Origin of the sequence: Caballeronia catudaia (genome assembly GCF_001544755.2) — a bacterium.
Lineage (GTDB): Bacteria > Pseudomonadota > Gammaproteobacteria > Burkholderiales > Burkholderiaceae > Caballeronia > Caballeronia catudaia.
This window is the reverse complement of sequence record NZ_FCOF02000033.1, coordinates 24412-38064: the sequence shown is the minus strand read 5'-3', so window position 1 is coordinate 38064 and position 13653 is coordinate 24412. Positions and strand designations below refer to the sequence as shown.

The 13653-nt window shown below is 63.2% G+C and carries 15 protein-coding genes; 7 read left to right on the top strand and 8 right to left on the bottom strand.

The annotated features are described in order from the left end of the window. Window positions 1-332 precede the first annotated feature (332 nt). On the top strand, window positions 333-626 hold the full coding sequence (locus tag AWB75_RS26650; RefSeq protein ID WP_061127025.1) for a GYD domain-containing protein: 294 nt from the start codon (window positions 333-335) through the stop codon (window positions 624-626). Between the two features lie 289 nt (window positions 627-915). Then, window positions 916-1692: a hypothetical protein gene (locus AWB75_RS26645; protein WP_143746508.1), complete on the top strand. Its 777-nt coding sequence runs from the start codon at window positions 916-918 to the stop codon at window positions 1690-1692. 229 nt (window positions 1693-1921) lie between these two features. Here AWB75_RS26645 and AWB75_RS26640 read toward each other — a convergent pair whose 3' ends face one another. The 3 genes from AWB75_RS26640 to AWB75_RS26630 form a co-directional block, all read right to left on the bottom strand. After that, complete coding sequence (locus AWB75_RS26640) at window positions 1922-2137, bottom strand: hypothetical protein (protein WP_061127056.1); 216 nt, start codon at window positions 2135-2137, stop codon at window positions 1922-1924. A gap of 248 nt (window positions 2138-2385) precedes the next feature. Further along, window positions 2386-4314: a sensor domain-containing diguanylate cyclase gene (locus tag AWB75_RS26635; protein WP_061127055.1), complete on the bottom strand. Its 1929-nt coding sequence runs from the start codon at window positions 4312-4314 to the stop codon at window positions 2386-2388. 143 nt (window positions 4315-4457) lie between these two features. Next, complete coding sequence (locus tag AWB75_RS26630) at window positions 4458-5300, bottom strand: DMT family transporter (RefSeq protein WP_061127023.1); 843 nt, start codon at window positions 5298-5300, stop codon at window positions 4458-4460. A gap of 105 nt (window positions 5301-5405) precedes the next feature. Here AWB75_RS26630 and gcvA point away from each other — a divergent pair, with 105 nt between their 5' ends. Next, window positions 5406-6305: a transcriptional regulator GcvA gene (gene gcvA, locus AWB75_RS26625; RefSeq protein WP_061127022.1), complete on the top strand. Its 900-nt coding sequence runs from the start codon at window positions 5406-5408 to the stop codon at window positions 6303-6305. Between the two features lie 102 nt (window positions 6306-6407). Here gcvA and AWB75_RS26620 read toward each other — a convergent pair whose 3' ends face one another. After that, a complete protein-coding gene (locus AWB75_RS26620; RefSeq protein WP_061127021.1) occupies window positions 6408-6761 on the bottom strand; it encodes a MarR family winged helix-turn-helix transcriptional regulator in 354 nt (117 codons plus the stop codon). A gap of 168 nt (window positions 6762-6929) precedes the next feature. On the opposite strand from AWB75_RS26620, the gene AWB75_RS26615 reads away from it, so the two are divergent. The 4 genes from AWB75_RS26615 to AWB75_RS26600 all read left to right on the top strand — a co-directional run bounded on the left by AWB75_RS26615 (window position 6930) and on the right by AWB75_RS26600 (window position 9313). Continuing rightward, window positions 6930-7229: a hypothetical protein gene (locus AWB75_RS26615; protein WP_061127020.1), complete on the top strand. Its 300-nt coding sequence runs from the start codon at window positions 6930-6932 to the stop codon at window positions 7227-7229. 50 nt (window positions 7230-7279) lie between these two features. Beyond that, a complete protein-coding gene (locus AWB75_RS26610) occupies window positions 7280-7840 on the top strand; it encodes an MASE1 domain-containing protein (RefSeq protein WP_061127019.1) in 561 nt (186 codons plus the stop codon). 69 nt (window positions 7841-7909) lie between these two features. Then, window positions 7910-8071 (top strand): DUF3140 domain-containing protein, encoded by a 162-nt coding sequence (locus tag AWB75_RS26605; RefSeq protein WP_087086861.1) that lies wholly within the window; start codon window positions 7910-7912, stop codon window positions 8069-8071. Window positions 8072-8149: 78 nt separating this feature from the next. Beyond that, entirely contained in the window at window positions 8150-9313 is a 1164-nt protein-coding gene (locus AWB75_RS26600; RefSeq protein ID WP_061127018.1) for a phytanoyl-CoA dioxygenase family protein, read from the top strand. Window positions 9314-9316: 3 nt separating this feature from the next. Here the strand turns inward: AWB75_RS26600 and AWB75_RS26595 are convergent, their stop codons facing one another. Genes AWB75_RS26595 through AWB75_RS26580 form a run of 4 tightly spaced genes read right to left on the bottom strand, consistent with a single transcriptional unit; the run spans window position 9317 to window position 13637 of the window. Further along, window positions 9317-10039 (bottom strand): FadR/GntR family transcriptional regulator, encoded by a 723-nt coding sequence (locus AWB75_RS26595; protein WP_061127017.1) that lies wholly within the window; start codon window positions 10037-10039, stop codon window positions 9317-9319. Between the two features lie 7 nt (window positions 10040-10046). Further along, window positions 10047-11069, bottom strand: a complete 1023-nt coding sequence (gene yjfF / locus AWB75_RS26590; RefSeq protein WP_096031705.1) for a galactofuranose ABC transporter, permease protein YjfF — start codon at window positions 11067-11069, stop codon at window positions 10047-10049. Further along, entirely contained in the window at window positions 11066-12124 is a 1059-nt protein-coding gene (locus tag AWB75_RS26585) for an ABC transporter permease (RefSeq protein WP_061127016.1), read from the bottom strand. The genes yjfF and AWB75_RS26585 overlap by 4 nt, the downstream gene beginning before the upstream one ends. Continuing rightward, on the bottom strand, window positions 12117-13637 hold the full coding sequence (locus AWB75_RS26580) for a sugar ABC transporter ATP-binding protein (RefSeq protein WP_061127015.1): 1521 nt from the start codon (window positions 13635-13637) through the stop codon (window positions 12117-12119). Before AWB75_RS26580 ends, AWB75_RS26585 begins: the two co-directional genes overlap by 8 nt. Window positions 13638-13653: the final 16 nt, after the last annotated feature.

Here is a 13653-nt window from a genome sequence, read left to right as displayed (position 1 = left end):
CGCGGAACGGTTCGAGTGTAATCGTCATCCTTCGAAGCAGGCAACGTTTCGGAGCATGTATGCACCTTCGCACCTCACGGCGTCGCCTATACTTTTTTCAGGCAGTCAGCCCGACCGTGCGCCGCATATGCAAGCCAGTCGACGCGGCCCGCAAAGCGAAACCGGGCGATATCCCATCGGCGGCCTTCTTGTCGCAAGCGCCGGACCTTCCGCGCTATAGCCGCCTCTCTTCTTTTTTCTTTGCCTCTTTTTCCACGCATAGAAAACGCTGCGCACGCGGCGGCTGCGCTCGTCCGCGTGCGGCAGTGTCACTCTCACTCGACGAGGACGACATGGCCACCTACATCATGTTGCTGAACTGGACCGATCAGGGCGTGCGCAGCGCGAAGGACACGATCAAGCGGGCACGCGCTTTCGGCGAAACGAGCCAGGCGATGGGCGCGACGCTCAGATCATTGCACTGGACGCTCGGCGCCTACGACCTGGTCGCTTCGGTCGATTCGCCCGACGATGAAACGATGACCCGTCTCGGCCTCACGCTCGGCGCGCTGGGCAATGTCCGCACGACGACCATGCGCGCGTTCGACGAAGTCGAGATGGAGCGTATCGTCGGCGGATTGAAGTAGCGCCGAGCGTGATTCTGCTGACGAATCCATGCTGAATCGCACGCGGATTCTTTCGTCTTTCGCAACGTCGGCCGGTATGCTACGGTGGATTCGTATGCATTGCTTGCGAACGGGCGATCGCTGATGTGTCGATCGACCCTCCGGAATCATTCGGAAGGAGTGTGATGTGACAGTGGATCAGCAAGGCGTTCGCCCGTCGCCTTATTCGGTCATCTGCCCGCGGTGTGAAACGCTTTCGTCAGTGGAAGAGAGCGCATGTCCTTTTTGCGGCGCGGATCGGAACGGGGCCGTGCTGACGAGAGGCGCGGAAACCGCGGTGCGTGCGGTCGTGGCGGCGCGCGGCGTGACGCGCCGTTTTCACGATTACGGCGAAGCGGACCGCGTCGAAAAAAAGCTGAGCCACATCGAAGGGCGCGAGCCGCGTCTGTCGGCGCCTGCGACTGCTCATGCGCTGGAGCAGCCGCAACGCACGTCGAATTCCATGCTGGCGACGGTCGCGATGGCGGGCGTCGTGCTCGGCGCCTGCGTGCTCGCGCGCGCTTACTTCGAAAATCATGGATCGACGGCGCGTGCCGCAGCGGTGCCGGTCGCCGTCGCGGGGCCGGTCAGCGAAGCGGCGCCGAAGATCGGCGTCGCCGCCAGGACCGTCGAAGGCCGCGCGCCCGATGCAGCGCGCCCGCCGGCCGATACGGCGTCGCCGCTGATTCCGGTCGTCGCATCGAGCAAGGAGAGCACGCCGCAAGCGGCCGTCCACGAACGCCCGGCCGCAAAGAAGAACGTCGCGCCTCGCACACAGGCATCGCATAAGGTCGCTCCCAAAGCTGCTCCCAAAGCTGCCGCCACGTGCTCGCAAAAGTCCGATCGTGCGTGTGCGAAGTCCTCGCAACGTCAGGCATCGAAGACGGAACCGAAACCACAGCAGACGAGCAAGCCGCAAGCGCGCCGCCAGGAAGTCGCGAAAGGCAAATCCGGGACGAAGGATTTTCAGAAGGTCGCGGCCATTCCTGCACCGGTCAAACCCGCGATGACCGCCGACGGAAGCTGGAAGCCGAGCCGGAAAAATTAGTCGGCGTGGTTGCCGGCGAAAGCGTCCGTGTTCAGATCCACTTCGCCTTTCGAAACCAGCGGAAAAGCAAAGTGTCGATCGTGACGATCGCGGCGATCACGACCGGATAGCCGAACCGCGAATGCATGGCCCTGTCGACGGTTTGATGACATCGCGCGCGGCGAGAAGGGCAACGTGAAGGGTTCGCCGCGCGCGATAAGGGAACAGGTCGATGAAGTGCCTCGGGCGATCAGGCGGCTTGCCAGTGCTCGTCGACGGCCTTGTCGGTCACGCGCACCTTCGCGATCAAAGGCGAGTAGCCGCGCAGCCTGATCTCGTCGGCGGCGAGCCGCTCCGAGCGATAGACCTGCTGCGTGATCTTCGTGCCGTCATGAAATTCGAGTGTGTAGCCGTCGATCGGCCCCCACTGACCCTTCGGCATCGGTTCGATATAGACGTTCTGCATCGCGTTTCTCCAGCGTGATTGGAAAGCGTCGGGCGCGAAGCGCACCTCTTGTATAAGAGGTTATCGAAGAAAGACGGGCGGGCAGCGGCGATGCGTGGTGTCGAGCACCAAATAAAATTGGTTACGTTTCAATGAATTGCACGCATATTTTCACGATGCGAAAGCCGATTGTCCGATGCGCAACCCGCGCCGTGCTGCCATGCAGCGCACTTTTCGAAAACCGGACTTCGATTGCGCATCGTGAAATTTCAGAGATGCAGCGCGGTCTCGCCGGCCGCTTCGAGACAGTGATCGACCGCGGGCGCGGCGTCCGCCGGCATCGACGCGAAGCGAAAGCCGTTTCGGCCCTTCCGCTTCGCTTCGTACATCGCGCGATCCGCTTCGGCGAGCAGCGCTTCCGCCGAGGTATCGAAGCCGCCCGCGCACATCGCGATGCCGACGCTCGTGCCGAGCCGCGCTTCGCCATTGCCCACGTGGAAAGGCCGGCCGATGGCGCGGCAGATGTCCTGCGCGATCCGGCTGCACGCGCTCGACGACGCAATGCCGCGCGCGAGCAGCACGAACTCGTCGCCCGCGAGACGGCAGACGAGATCGCCCGCGCGCGTGGTCTTTTTCAGGCGCGCGGCCACTTGCCGGAGCAGCGCGTCGCCGGCATCGTGGCCGTGCTGATCGTTGACGTTCTTGAAGCCGTCCAGGTCCATGAAGAACAGCGCGAACGGCACGTCGTCGGCGCGGGCGGCATCGACGTGGAGCGCGAGCTGCTCGGCGAGCGCGCGGCGGTTCGGCAGGCCCGTCAGCGCGTCGAGCATGACTTCGGAGCGCATCTGATTCTCGCGCCGCTTCGTCTCGGTGATGTCCTGCGACATGATGTAGAAGCCGACGACCTTGTCGCGCCGATACTCCGGGATATACGTCGCGTTCCAGATGCGGCTCGGCGCGGCTTCGTAGACGATGTCCTCGTGCGTCACGCGCTCGCCCGCGAGCACGCGGCGAAAGTACGGCAGGCAGCGCTCGAAGGTCGCCGCGCCGATGGCGTCGCGCACGGTCTTGCCGCGCAGCGCTGCCGGATCGACGCCGAACACGTCCCGATACACCTGATTGTTGAAGCGGTAGCGCAGGTCCGCATCGACATGGGCGATGAGCACGGGCAAATTGTCCGTGATCGTCTGCAACGCCGCGCGGCTGCTCGTGAGTTCGGACGTGCGGCCGAGCACGCGGCGTTCGAGCTCCTGACGGTAATCGCGCAACATCTGCTCGCTGTGCTTGCGGCTCGTGATGTCCTGCGCCACGCTGACGAAGTGCAGCGGCTCGCCGCGTTCGTCGCGAATCAGCGCGACACTGAGGTCGACCCATATCGTTGCGCCGTTGCGGCGGCGATAGCGCTTTTCGAGCGAATACGTCTTTCGCGTACCGTCGAGCAATTCGGCGACGAGTTCCATGTCGTCGGGCAGATCGGCTTCTTCCGTGATCTGCTGAAAGTTCATCGTCACGAGTTCGTCGGCGCTGTAGCCGGTGATCTCGCACAGCTTCGGATTCACTTCGATGAAGCGGCCGCTCAGATCGACGATGGCCTTGCCCGTCGGCGTCTGCTGGAAAATCGTGTGAAAGCGCGACTCGGAAAGGCGCAGCTTGCGGCGGTCGACTTCCTGAATCTCGCGCGTTTCGCGCGCGGCTTCCCGTTGCACGATCTCGCGCTCGACAGTGGCCGCGAGATCGCACAACGCCGCCTGTTTCGATGCGCTCAGTGTTCCCGGCTTCGTGTCGATCGCGCACAGCGTGCCGAGCACGAGTCCGCCCGACGAGCGCAGCGGCACGCCGGCATAGAAGCGGACATGCGGCGCGCCCGTGACGAGCGGATTGCCCGCAAAGCGCGCATCGGCATGCGTATCCTCGACGAGCAGCAGGCGCTCCGAATGCAGCGCATACGCGCAGAAGGACACGTCGCGCGCGGTTTCGCATACGTCCAGCCCGAGGCGCGACTTGAACCATTGCCGATGCTCGTCGACGAGCGATACCAGCGCGATCGGCACATCCAGCAGCTCCGCGACGACGCGCGTCACACGGTCGAAGACTTCTTCCTGCGGCGTGTCGAGCAGATCGAGGCTGCGCAGCAGATGCAGTCGCCTCGCTTCATCGGCGGGAAGGGGCGCCGCGTGCCATTCGTGTACGGGATGCAAGTTGGTTCTCGGTTCTTCTGGTTTCGCCGTCGGGCCCAATGCCACGACGGGCAATTTATCGAACCTCATGCAATCCCGATTCGCCGATCAAAGGCAGGCTTTCGGTTCAGTTCGGCGCACGAGCACGACGCGCGACCCACGACTCACGTCCCGAGACACACCGCGCCCGCCGCGACGACCACGCACGCGAGCCAGCGTTTCGCGCTGACCGGCTCCTGCAGGAACACCCGTCCGATGAGCGCCGCGAACACGACGCTCGTCTCGCGCAACGCGGATACCGCGCCCATCGCGCCGGCCTGCATCGCCCAGATGACGATGCCGTAGGCGGCGATCGACGCGAGGCCGCCCGCAAGCGACGAGCCCACGGCCATCGGCGCATCTTTGAGCGGCGTCCACAGCGCGGGCAGGCCGCGCTTCGCGACGAAGATCACGGGCATGAACCAGTAGAACATGAACATCCACGCGGTATAGGTGATCGCTTCGCCGTCGGAGAGGCGCACGCCGATGCCGTCGATGACGGTATAGACCGCGATGGTCGCGCCCGTCGTCAGCGCGGCGAGCGCGCCCGCGCGCGATACACGGCCGCCGTGCAGCGCGAGCGCCATGATGCCGCCCGAGATCAGCACGATGCCGAGTGCGTGCAGCGCGCCGATCGACTCGTGCGCGAAGAGGGCCGCGCCGAGCGTGACGAGCATCGGCGACGAGCCGCGCGCGATCGGATAAGCCTGCGCGAGATCGCCGCGGCGATACGCGCGCACGAGGCTCAGGTTATAGACGATATGCACGAGCCCCGATGCGACGATGTACGGCCACGCGGCTTTCGGCGGCATCGGCAGATACACGACCACGAACGCGGACACGACGCCGATCGCGACGCTCATCCACGTCATCGACAGGAACCGGTCGCGATTGCCGTGGAGCATCGCATTCCAGCTTGCGTGCAGCAGCGCTGCGAAGAGGACGACACCGCCGGTATAGCTGAGCATGCGTTCCGTTCTGGTTACGTGGCAGATACTTCATAGAATATCTATCTTGTAAGGACGTAACAAACCATTTAAATTGCGCCTTCACGTTAGAAAATCTCTCGCGACATGAGACAGGCATTGCCTTCGCTCAATGCGGTGCGCGCGTTCGAAGCGGCGGGGCGGCTCGGCAGCTTCAAGGAAGCCGCGGCGGAGCTGCATGTGACGCACGGCGCGATCAGCCAGCAAGTGCGCCTGCTGGAAGCGTGGCTCGGCGCGCCCTTGTTCGAGCGCCATAACCGGCGCGTCGTGCTCACAGCGGCGGCGCGCGTCTATCTCGCGGAAATCGCGCCGCTTTTCGATCAGCTCGCGCAAGCCACGGCGCGCTATGGTCTGTCGAAAGCCGTGTCGCGCACGCTCAGCGTGAATGCGCCCGCCACCTTCACCTTGCGCTGGCTCGTGCCTCGGCTGGAACGGTTCCGTGCGCGTCATGCCGATGTCGAAGTCAGGATCGAGACATCGAACGAGCCGGTGGAAAGTCTGAGGGATGTCTACGACATCGTGATCCGCGGCGGTCCCGACACGTTCTATGGCTACGCGATGCGGCCTTTTCTGGCGGAGGAGCGCTTGCCCGTGTGCAGTCCCGCGCTCCCGAAGCGATTGCCGCTTGCCGTGCCGGAAGACATGCGGCGGCACACGCTACTGCATACGTCGAGCTTGCCGCGCGTCTGGCCGGACTGGATCGCGCAGGCGAACATGCCCGCGTTCACGCCCGCGGCGGTGCTGACTTTCGACCACTTCTATCTGACCTTGCAGGCGGCTGTCGATGGCATGGGCATCGCGATGGGGCCTACTGCACTCGTCGCCGACGACCTCGCCACGGGGCGGCTCATCGCGCCTTTCGCGGGACCGCGTCTGCCGTCGCGGAGTTACTGCACCTATGTCGCCGACGAAAGAGCCGGTGATGAACTCATCGTTATATTTCGGTCATGGCTGGAGCAAGAGGGCGAGGCGTTCGCGCGCGCATGATGCGACACGGCATCGACGAAGTGGACTCGGGCCGTCAGATGCAGATCTTCGATCCGTTCAGGAATGGCCTTCGATTCTGTCAGCTTGCGTGACGCGCTGGGCTCAGCGCTTCTTCGCTTCTTCGAGACACGCGGCGAGCTTTTCGAAGTATTCCAGCGCTTTGCGCGTCGGGACGACGGTCTTGATGCGCAGATCGTCGCTGCTCTCGCCGACGGAAACGAGCCCTTGCTTCCGGAGGCTCGTCAGCTTGCGATGCACGGTGGCCGGCGCGCCCGCGACCGACAAAGCCATCGTTTCCGTGACCGTCAGCGTTCGTCCGGCATGCCACGACGCCGTAAGCGCTTCCAGCAAACGTTCCTCGGCGGCGTCGAGTTTGGGCACCGAGGGCAATGCCTGCACCGCCTGAGCCAGATTCAGGAAGCGAAAATAGGCATCGAAAACGTTCTTTTTGGCCATGAAAAAACCATTCCACCGAGACGGAGAATCATAGCATCGGCCAGAAAACGAAACACGGTTTCGCGTAGTATCTGTTTATCAAACTGATAAGAGAGTGATAAGATCGACCTCCAGGGCAAGCGATGCGACGAGCACTGCGTTCTTAGTCGCACGGGCCAAATCGGGGGCATGGACGTGGCTCAGGAACGCGATTTCACTTACATCACGGCGCATTTCATCGAGCAGGAAATCGATCATCTCGGACGGATGATCCGCTCGCGCCACTGGCATCGCAGCGCGGCGTGGCCGGTGTCGTACTGGCGCGAACGCATCGAGGAATTGCAGCATGCACCGACGATCGCGCCCGATCAGCAAGCCGAGCTGCGGTGTTTGCTGGAAGAACTGGAGCGGATCGCGTTGAAGCTTCAAGTGTCGCCGAAGCATGCCGCATGTGCGGTGAGCGATGCCGCCGGTAAAGCGCGGCCTTAGCGGTGCTGCGTTAAGATGAGCGACCTTGCCGCCGCTCACTGGCACGCCATATGTCTTTCTTTCAACTGCGTTTATGCTCCGTCGTCGGCACGGCGCTCGTATTCATCGGCTCGCTCTGGGCCAATCAGGAAATCTTCGTTCATTCCGAGTTCGTGCGCGGCGTGAACTGGGTTTATCTGCCGGCCGGCATCCGGCTACTGGGCACGCTGCTTTTCGGCGCGGACGGCGCGATCGGGCTATTGATTGCGAGCTGGCTCGTCGATTTCTTCTACTTCTTTCCCAATGATCCCGTGCGTGCATTCGCCGGCGGAATCATCGCGACGATCGCGCCTTATGCGGTCTATCGCCTGGCGCGCGAGATCTATGGACTGAATGCGTCGCTGTCGAATCTCACGGCGGCGCGGCTCATGGTGTTGATGGTCGCTTACGCCATAGCCGGGCCGCTGCTTCATAACATCTGGTTCTATCTTCAAGGCGATAGCCACGACATCGTTTCGAGATTCCTCGCGATGTTCGTCGGCGATCTCGCAGGCACGATCATCGTCATTTATACGCTGAAGGTGGTGCTGCATTTTCTGCCGAAGCCGAGCGAGTCTCTGACGCGCGATTGAAGTCTGCCGGGAGCGGTGTTCGCTGAAGCGTTGGATCGCAATCGACGGACGACGACACCGCCGCGATCTATGGCGCCTTCAAGGAAGGTCGATCTCACCGACAGCGACTACGCGCACATGCGCAAGGTGATCGGCTATATCAAGCGACATCTCGCGCAGCGTCCGCATGAAGTGGAGCATTCGCACTGGCGTTACTCGCTGATGAACTGGGGCCACGATCCGCTGAAGTGATTCAGCTTGCAGCCGCCGTCTGCTCATTTTCCCGCTCGATTGCGCAAGCCGTTATTCTTATTGAAAACGGAGCGAGACATGAACGAGACGAACTGGTACAGCGAAAGCGATTGCTCGCTCGACGCGTTTTCGAATTTGCTCGCCCGCGACGACGCGGTGAAACTCGCATTCGCGGCCGGCAGCGAGAAGAGAATACCGCTCTATGACTGCGGCGCGCTTCACGATGTATTGAACGATCCGGACAAGCGCATGACGCTGCAAGCAGAGTGGGCCAGCGTCCTGCGCGATGGCGCCGGTGTCTTCGTGCTCAGGCATGCGTATGCGGATGTCGCTCCCGTCGACGAAGCGACCGCGATTTTCGAATGGATCATCCGGCAAGAGCACGAGCGGGGCACGAATCCGGGCGATCACTTCGCGAAGGCCGGCGCTAACGATCGCATCTGGAACGCGCAGGAAAAGCTCTGTCTGCAAGCGCCTCATGTGTATGCGCGCTACTTCGCCAACCGGTTCATCGACTGTGCGGCGCAAGCGTGGCTCGGCCCAGCGTATCAGATGACATCGCAAGTCAATGTCGTGCGCCCGGGCGGAGGCGCGCAACAGGCGCATCGCGACTATCACCTCGGTTTTCAGAGCGCGGAGGAAGTGCGGCGCTATCCAGCGCATGTTCACGCGATGTCGCCGTTTCTCACGTTGCAAGGCGCGGTCGCGCATGGCGACATGCCTGTCGAAAGCGGACCGACGCAATTGCTGCCGTTCTCGCAACGTTATGCGCAAGGTTATGTCGCGTGGCGGCGTACCGACTTTCGCGAGTACTTCGAAGCGCACTATGTGCAACTGCCGCTCGAAAAGGGCGATGCGTTGTTCTTCAGCCCGGCGCTGTTTCATGCGGCCGGCGCGAATCGCACGCGCGATGTGCAACGCATGGCGAATCTGCTGCAAGTGTCGTCGGCATATGGGCGGGCGATGGAAACGCTCGATCGCACGCGCATGTGCGAAGCCGTTTATCCGGTGCTGCTCGATTACACGGCGACGGGCGTAATGAGCGATCAGGAGATCGATGCGGTCATCGCGTCGTGCGCGGAAGGTTATGCGTTTCCGACGAATCTGGATCGCGATCCGCCTGTCGGTGGTCTTGCGCCGAAGAGTCAGCAAGCGCTGATTCGGCAGGCGGTCCATGAACGATGGACTGTCGAGGTGCTGATGCGTGCCTTGAATGACAACGCGTGGCGGCGTAGGGCGTAACACCTATTCCTGATAAACCGCCGACAACACATTCTCCGCATCCGCCCGCGCATTATCCAGTTGCACGAGGCTCGCATGCCGCGCGCCAAGCGGATCATGATTCGCAATCGCGGTAAGAATGGCCTTGTGCCGCGGCAAAGAGAGCGCATGCGTATCGGGATGCCGGCTCGTCAGCTTGATCGATTCCGACAGCGCCAGCGACAACATATGCCCGATATACATCAGCATGTCGTTATGCGTCGCCGTCATGATCGCGCGATGAAACTCGAGATCCGGCGCAAGCAATTCCTCTGACGTGGCCGCGCGCGACATGCGCTCATAAGCATCGCGGATACGCGCGACATCGCCCTCGGTCGCGTTCGATGCGGCGAGCGCCGCCGCCGCCGGTTCCACGATCCTGCGCACCACGAGCAACGACTGAAAGAACTCGCCCTCATGCACGCTGTTGATGGTCCAGAAGAGCACATCGGGATCGAGCGTGTGCCATTCATCACGCGGACGCACCACGCTGCCAAGACGCGGCTTAGACAGCACGAGCCCCTTCGCGACCAGCACGCGCGTCGCTTCACGCAGCACCGGCCGGCTCACGCCATATGCTTCGCATAGCCTGGCTTCGGCGGGCAGACGGTCGCCCGGCTTGAGCTTGCCGCTCACGATATCGACGCCGAGCTCCTGCACGATGCGCGCGTGCATGCTCTTGCGGGGCTGTGGATGGCGATAGTCCATATCGTCGTCAGCGCTTTGCCGCCGCGCGGTCGCCGAACGCGCGCTGCGACAGACAGAACACGAGCAGCAACGCGCCGACCGCTATCTTCGTCCACCACGAACTGAGCGAGCCGTCGAACGAGATCAGCGTCTGGATGATGCCGAGCAACAGCACGCCGAACAGCGTGCCGATCACATAGCCGACACCGCCCGTCAACAGCGTCCCGCCGATGACGACCGAAGCGATGGCATCGAGTTCCAGGCCCATCGCGTGCAGGCCATAACCCGAGAGCATGTAGAACGTGAAGAGCACGCCGCCGAGCGCCGAGCAGAAGCCCGACAAAGCAAAGGCGCCGATAGTCGCGGCATTCACTGGCAGGCCCATCAGCAGCGCGGAATGCGGATTGCCGCCGACCGCATAGATGGTGCGCCCGAACGGCGTGTAATGCGCGACGAACACCGCGAGCGCGAGCACGACGAGCGCGATCACCGCGCCGAGCGAAAGCGACGCGCCGGTCATCACCGGAATGCGAATCTGCGAAACCGTCGCGTACCACGGGTTCGTGATGCTGATCGAATCGATGCTGATGAGATAGCACAGCCCGCGCGCGAGGAACATGCCCGCCAGCGTCACGATGAACGGCTGCAAGCGAAAGCGCGCGATCAGCCAGCCCATGAGCGTGCCGAACGCCGTGCCCATCGCGAGCACGAGCGGGATGACCACGAGCGGATGCCAGCCCGCTTTCTCGACGAGCGCGGCGGATACCATCGTCGTGAGCGCGATCACCGATCCCACCGAAAGATCGATGCCCCCCGACAGAATCACGAAGGTTTCGCCCACGGCGACGACGATCAGAAACGCATTGTCGATCAGCAGATTGAGAAAGACCTGCGGCGAGAAGAAGCCCGTGTACATCACCGAGCCGAGCACGGATATGGCGATGAAAAGCGACACCGTCGCGGCGAGCGGCAGATAGCGGCCGCGCGATGACTTGCGCGGCGGCGCATCACCCTTGCGATGTTGCGTGAGCGTGGGCAGGCCCGAGTTCATCGGCGCACCTCGCGTTCGGATAAAGCAGGGCGGCGCGCGAACTTCGCAACCGTTGCGCGGAATTCGCCCGATTGCAGCATCATCACCGCGAACACGACGATGGCCTTCACCACGAGATTCACCTCCGGCGGCACGCCGAGAGAATAGATCAGATACGTGAGCGTCTGGATGATGAGCGCGCCGATCACGCTGCCCGCGAGCGTGAAGCGCCCGCCCGTGAGCGCGGTTCCGCCTAGCGTGACGGCGAGAATCGCATCGAGTTCGAGCAGGAGGCCCGCGTTGTTGCCGTCGGCGCTCTTTACGTTCGAGCTGATGAGAATGCCGGCCACGCCCGCGCACAAGCCGCTGAACGCGTACGCGCCGAGCGTGAGCCGCTTCGCCTGCACGCCCGCGACGCGCGCGGCCGTTGGATTGATGCCGATGGCTTGCAGAAAGAGTCCGAGCGCCGTGCGCGTGATCGCGAGATACAACAGCACGAACACGAGCGCGACGATCAGGATCGACACCGGCACGCCGAGCAGATAACCGCCGCCGAAGAAGAAGTAGGGCGAGTAGTAGATCGTGATGATCTGGCCGCTGGTGATGAGCTGCGCGACGCCGCGTCCCGCGACCATGAGAATGAGCGTCGCGATGATCGGCTGCATGCCCGCGCGCGCCACGAGCAAGCCGTTCCACAATCCGCACAGCAAGGCGACGCCGAGCGCCAGCACGATCACGACGGGCAACGGAAAGCGCGTGACATTGCCCGCGATCGAGCCGCCGATCGCCCATGCGGCGACCGCGCCCGCGATGGCGACAACCGCGCCGACGGAGATATCTATGCCGCGCGTCGCAATCACGATGGTCATGCCGAGCGCGACGACGGCGAGCGGTGCTGCGCGATTGAGGATATCGATGAAACTGCCGTACAGATGCCCGTTGCGCCACTCGACATGCAGAAAGCCCGGATTGAACGCGGCGTTCAATGCGAGCAGCAGAACCAGCGTGACGATCGGCCAGCCGAGGCGATGTTCCATCGCAGAACGAAGCATTCCACGCTTCACCGTGTCATCCATGTTCGGCTCCGATCATTTCGCACACGGTGTCCTCGCTCGTTCCCGCGGGCAATTCGCCGACCTTGCGCCGGTCGCGCAATACGACGATGCGGTTCGCGATACGCACGACTTCCGCAATCTCCGACGAGATGAAGAGCACGGCCATGCCCGTCGATGCGAGCCGGAGTATTTCATCCATGATTTCCTGCTTCGCCGCGACGTCGATGCCGCGCGTCGGCTCGTCGAGGATCAGGAGACGCGGCTCGGTTGCGAGCCATCGCGCGATGAGCGCCTTCTGCTGATTGCCGCCGGAAAGCAGGCCGATGGGCATGTCGAGCGTCGCGGCCTTGATGCCGAGCGCGCGCACGAAGCGCTCCGCAAGCGCGCTCTGTTGCGCGCGCGTGAGGCAGCGCCGCGCGCCCATGCGGGCTTGCAACGCGAGCGCGATGTTCTCGCGCAGCGACAACTCCGCGACGATGCCGTCCGCCTTGCGCTCTTCCGGACAAAACGCGATGCCATGACGGATCGCATGCACGGGCGTCGCGAACGATACGGGCGCGCCGTCGATGCGCAACTGGCCTTCGTCGGGCTTCTCAAGGCCGAAGAGCAGCTTCGCGAGTTCGGTGCGGCCCGAGCCGAGCAATCCCGCTACGCCGACGACTTCGCCCGCGCGCACGCGCAGATCGAGCGGTTGCAGCTGACCTTTCTGGCCGAGGCGCGTGGCGTCGAGCAAAGCCGCTTCGTTCGGGTTCGTGTCGACATCGTCGGGCGGCGCTTGACGCGCCTGTGCGGCGGCAAGTTCGCGACCGAGCATCGCGGCGATGAGCGCCTGCGTGCCCAGCTCGCTCGCGCGCCATTCGCCCACGCGCCGGCTGTTGCGCAGTACCGTGATGCGGTCCGAGATCGCGTAGACCTGATTCAGAAAGTGCGTGACGAACAGAATAGCGAGACCTTCGCCGCGCAGGCGGCGCAGTACGTCGAAGAGGCGGCGGACTTCTTCATCGTCGAGGCTTGAAGTCGGCTCGTCGAGTATCAATACTTTCGACGATAGCTTCAGCGCCCGCGCAATCGCCACCATCTGCTGCACGGCGACCGAATAGCTCGTCAATACGCGCGTGACGTCGATATCGAGCCCGATGCGCGCAAGCAATTCACGCGCTTGCCTGTTCGTCGCATCCCAGTCGATGCGAAATCCGTGCAATGCGCCGCGCCGCGGAAAGTAGCCCGCGAAAATGTTCTCCGCCACGGAAAGATTCGGGCAGAGATTCACTTCCTGATACACCGTGCTGATGCCGAGCTTTTGGGCCGCCAGCGGCGAATCGGGACGAATGGCGCGGCCGTCGAGCAGGATCTCCCCGGCATCGAGGCTCACGACGCCTGTCAGCACCTTGATGAGCGTCGACTTGCCCGCGCCGTTCTGTCCCATGAGCGCGTGAACCTCACCCGGATAGAGCGTGAGGTTCACGTCCTGCAGCGCATGCACGCCAGCGAAGCGCTTGTCGATGCCGCGCAAATCCAGTACGGGCGATGTCATCGGCGATCAATACTTC

What these genes read in the sequence shown, in the direction of transcription:
- AWB75_RS26650 (WP_061127025.1), top strand. Translation starts at nt 333, where the DNA reads ATGGCCACCTACATCATGTTGCTGAACTGGACCGATCAGGGCGTGCGC.
- AWB75_RS26640 (WP_061127056.1), bottom strand. Translation starts at nt 2,137, where the DNA reads ATGCAGAACGTCTATATCGAACCGATGCCGAAGGGTCAGTGGGGGCCG.
- AWB75_RS26630 (WP_061127023.1), bottom strand. Translation starts at nt 5,300, where the DNA reads ATGCTCAGCTATACCGGCGGTGTCGTCCTCTTCGCAGCGCTGCTGCAC.
- gcvA (WP_061127022.1), top strand. Translation starts at nt 5,406, where the DNA reads ATGAGACAGGCATTGCCTTCGCTCAATGCGGTGCGCGCGTTCGAAGCG.
- AWB75_RS26620 (WP_061127021.1), bottom strand. Translation starts at nt 6,761, where the DNA reads ATGGCCAAAAAGAACGTTTTCGATGCCTATTTTCGCTTCCTGAATCTG.
- AWB75_RS26615 (WP_061127020.1), top strand. Translation starts at nt 6,930, where the DNA reads ATGGACGTGGCTCAGGAACGCGATTTCACTTACATCACGGCGCATTTC.
- AWB75_RS26610 (WP_061127019.1), top strand. Translation starts at nt 7,280, where the DNA reads ATGTCTTTCTTTCAACTGCGTTTATGCTCCGTCGTCGGCACGGCGCTC.
- AWB75_RS26605 (WP_087086861.1), top strand. Translation starts at nt 7,910, where the DNA reads ATGGCGCCTTCAAGGAAGGTCGATCTCACCGACAGCGACTACGCGCAC.
- AWB75_RS26600 (WP_061127018.1), top strand. Translation starts at nt 8,150, where the DNA reads ATGAACGAGACGAACTGGTACAGCGAAAGCGATTGCTCGCTCGACGCG.
- AWB75_RS26595 (WP_061127017.1), bottom strand. Translation starts at nt 10,039, where the DNA reads ATGGACTATCGCCATCCACAGCCCCGCAAGAGCATGCACGCGCGCATC.
- yjfF (WP_096031705.1), bottom strand. Translation starts at nt 11,069, where the DNA reads ATGAACTCGGGCCTGCCCACGCTCACGCAACATCGCAAGGGTGATGCG.
- AWB75_RS26585 (WP_061127016.1), bottom strand. Translation starts at nt 12,124, where the DNA reads ATGGATGACACGGTGAAGCGTGGAATGCTTCGTTCTGCGATGGAACAT.
- AWB75_RS26580 (WP_061127015.1), bottom strand. Translation starts at nt 13,637, where the DNA reads ATGACATCGCCCGTACTGGATTTGCGCGGCATCGACAAGCGCTTCGCT.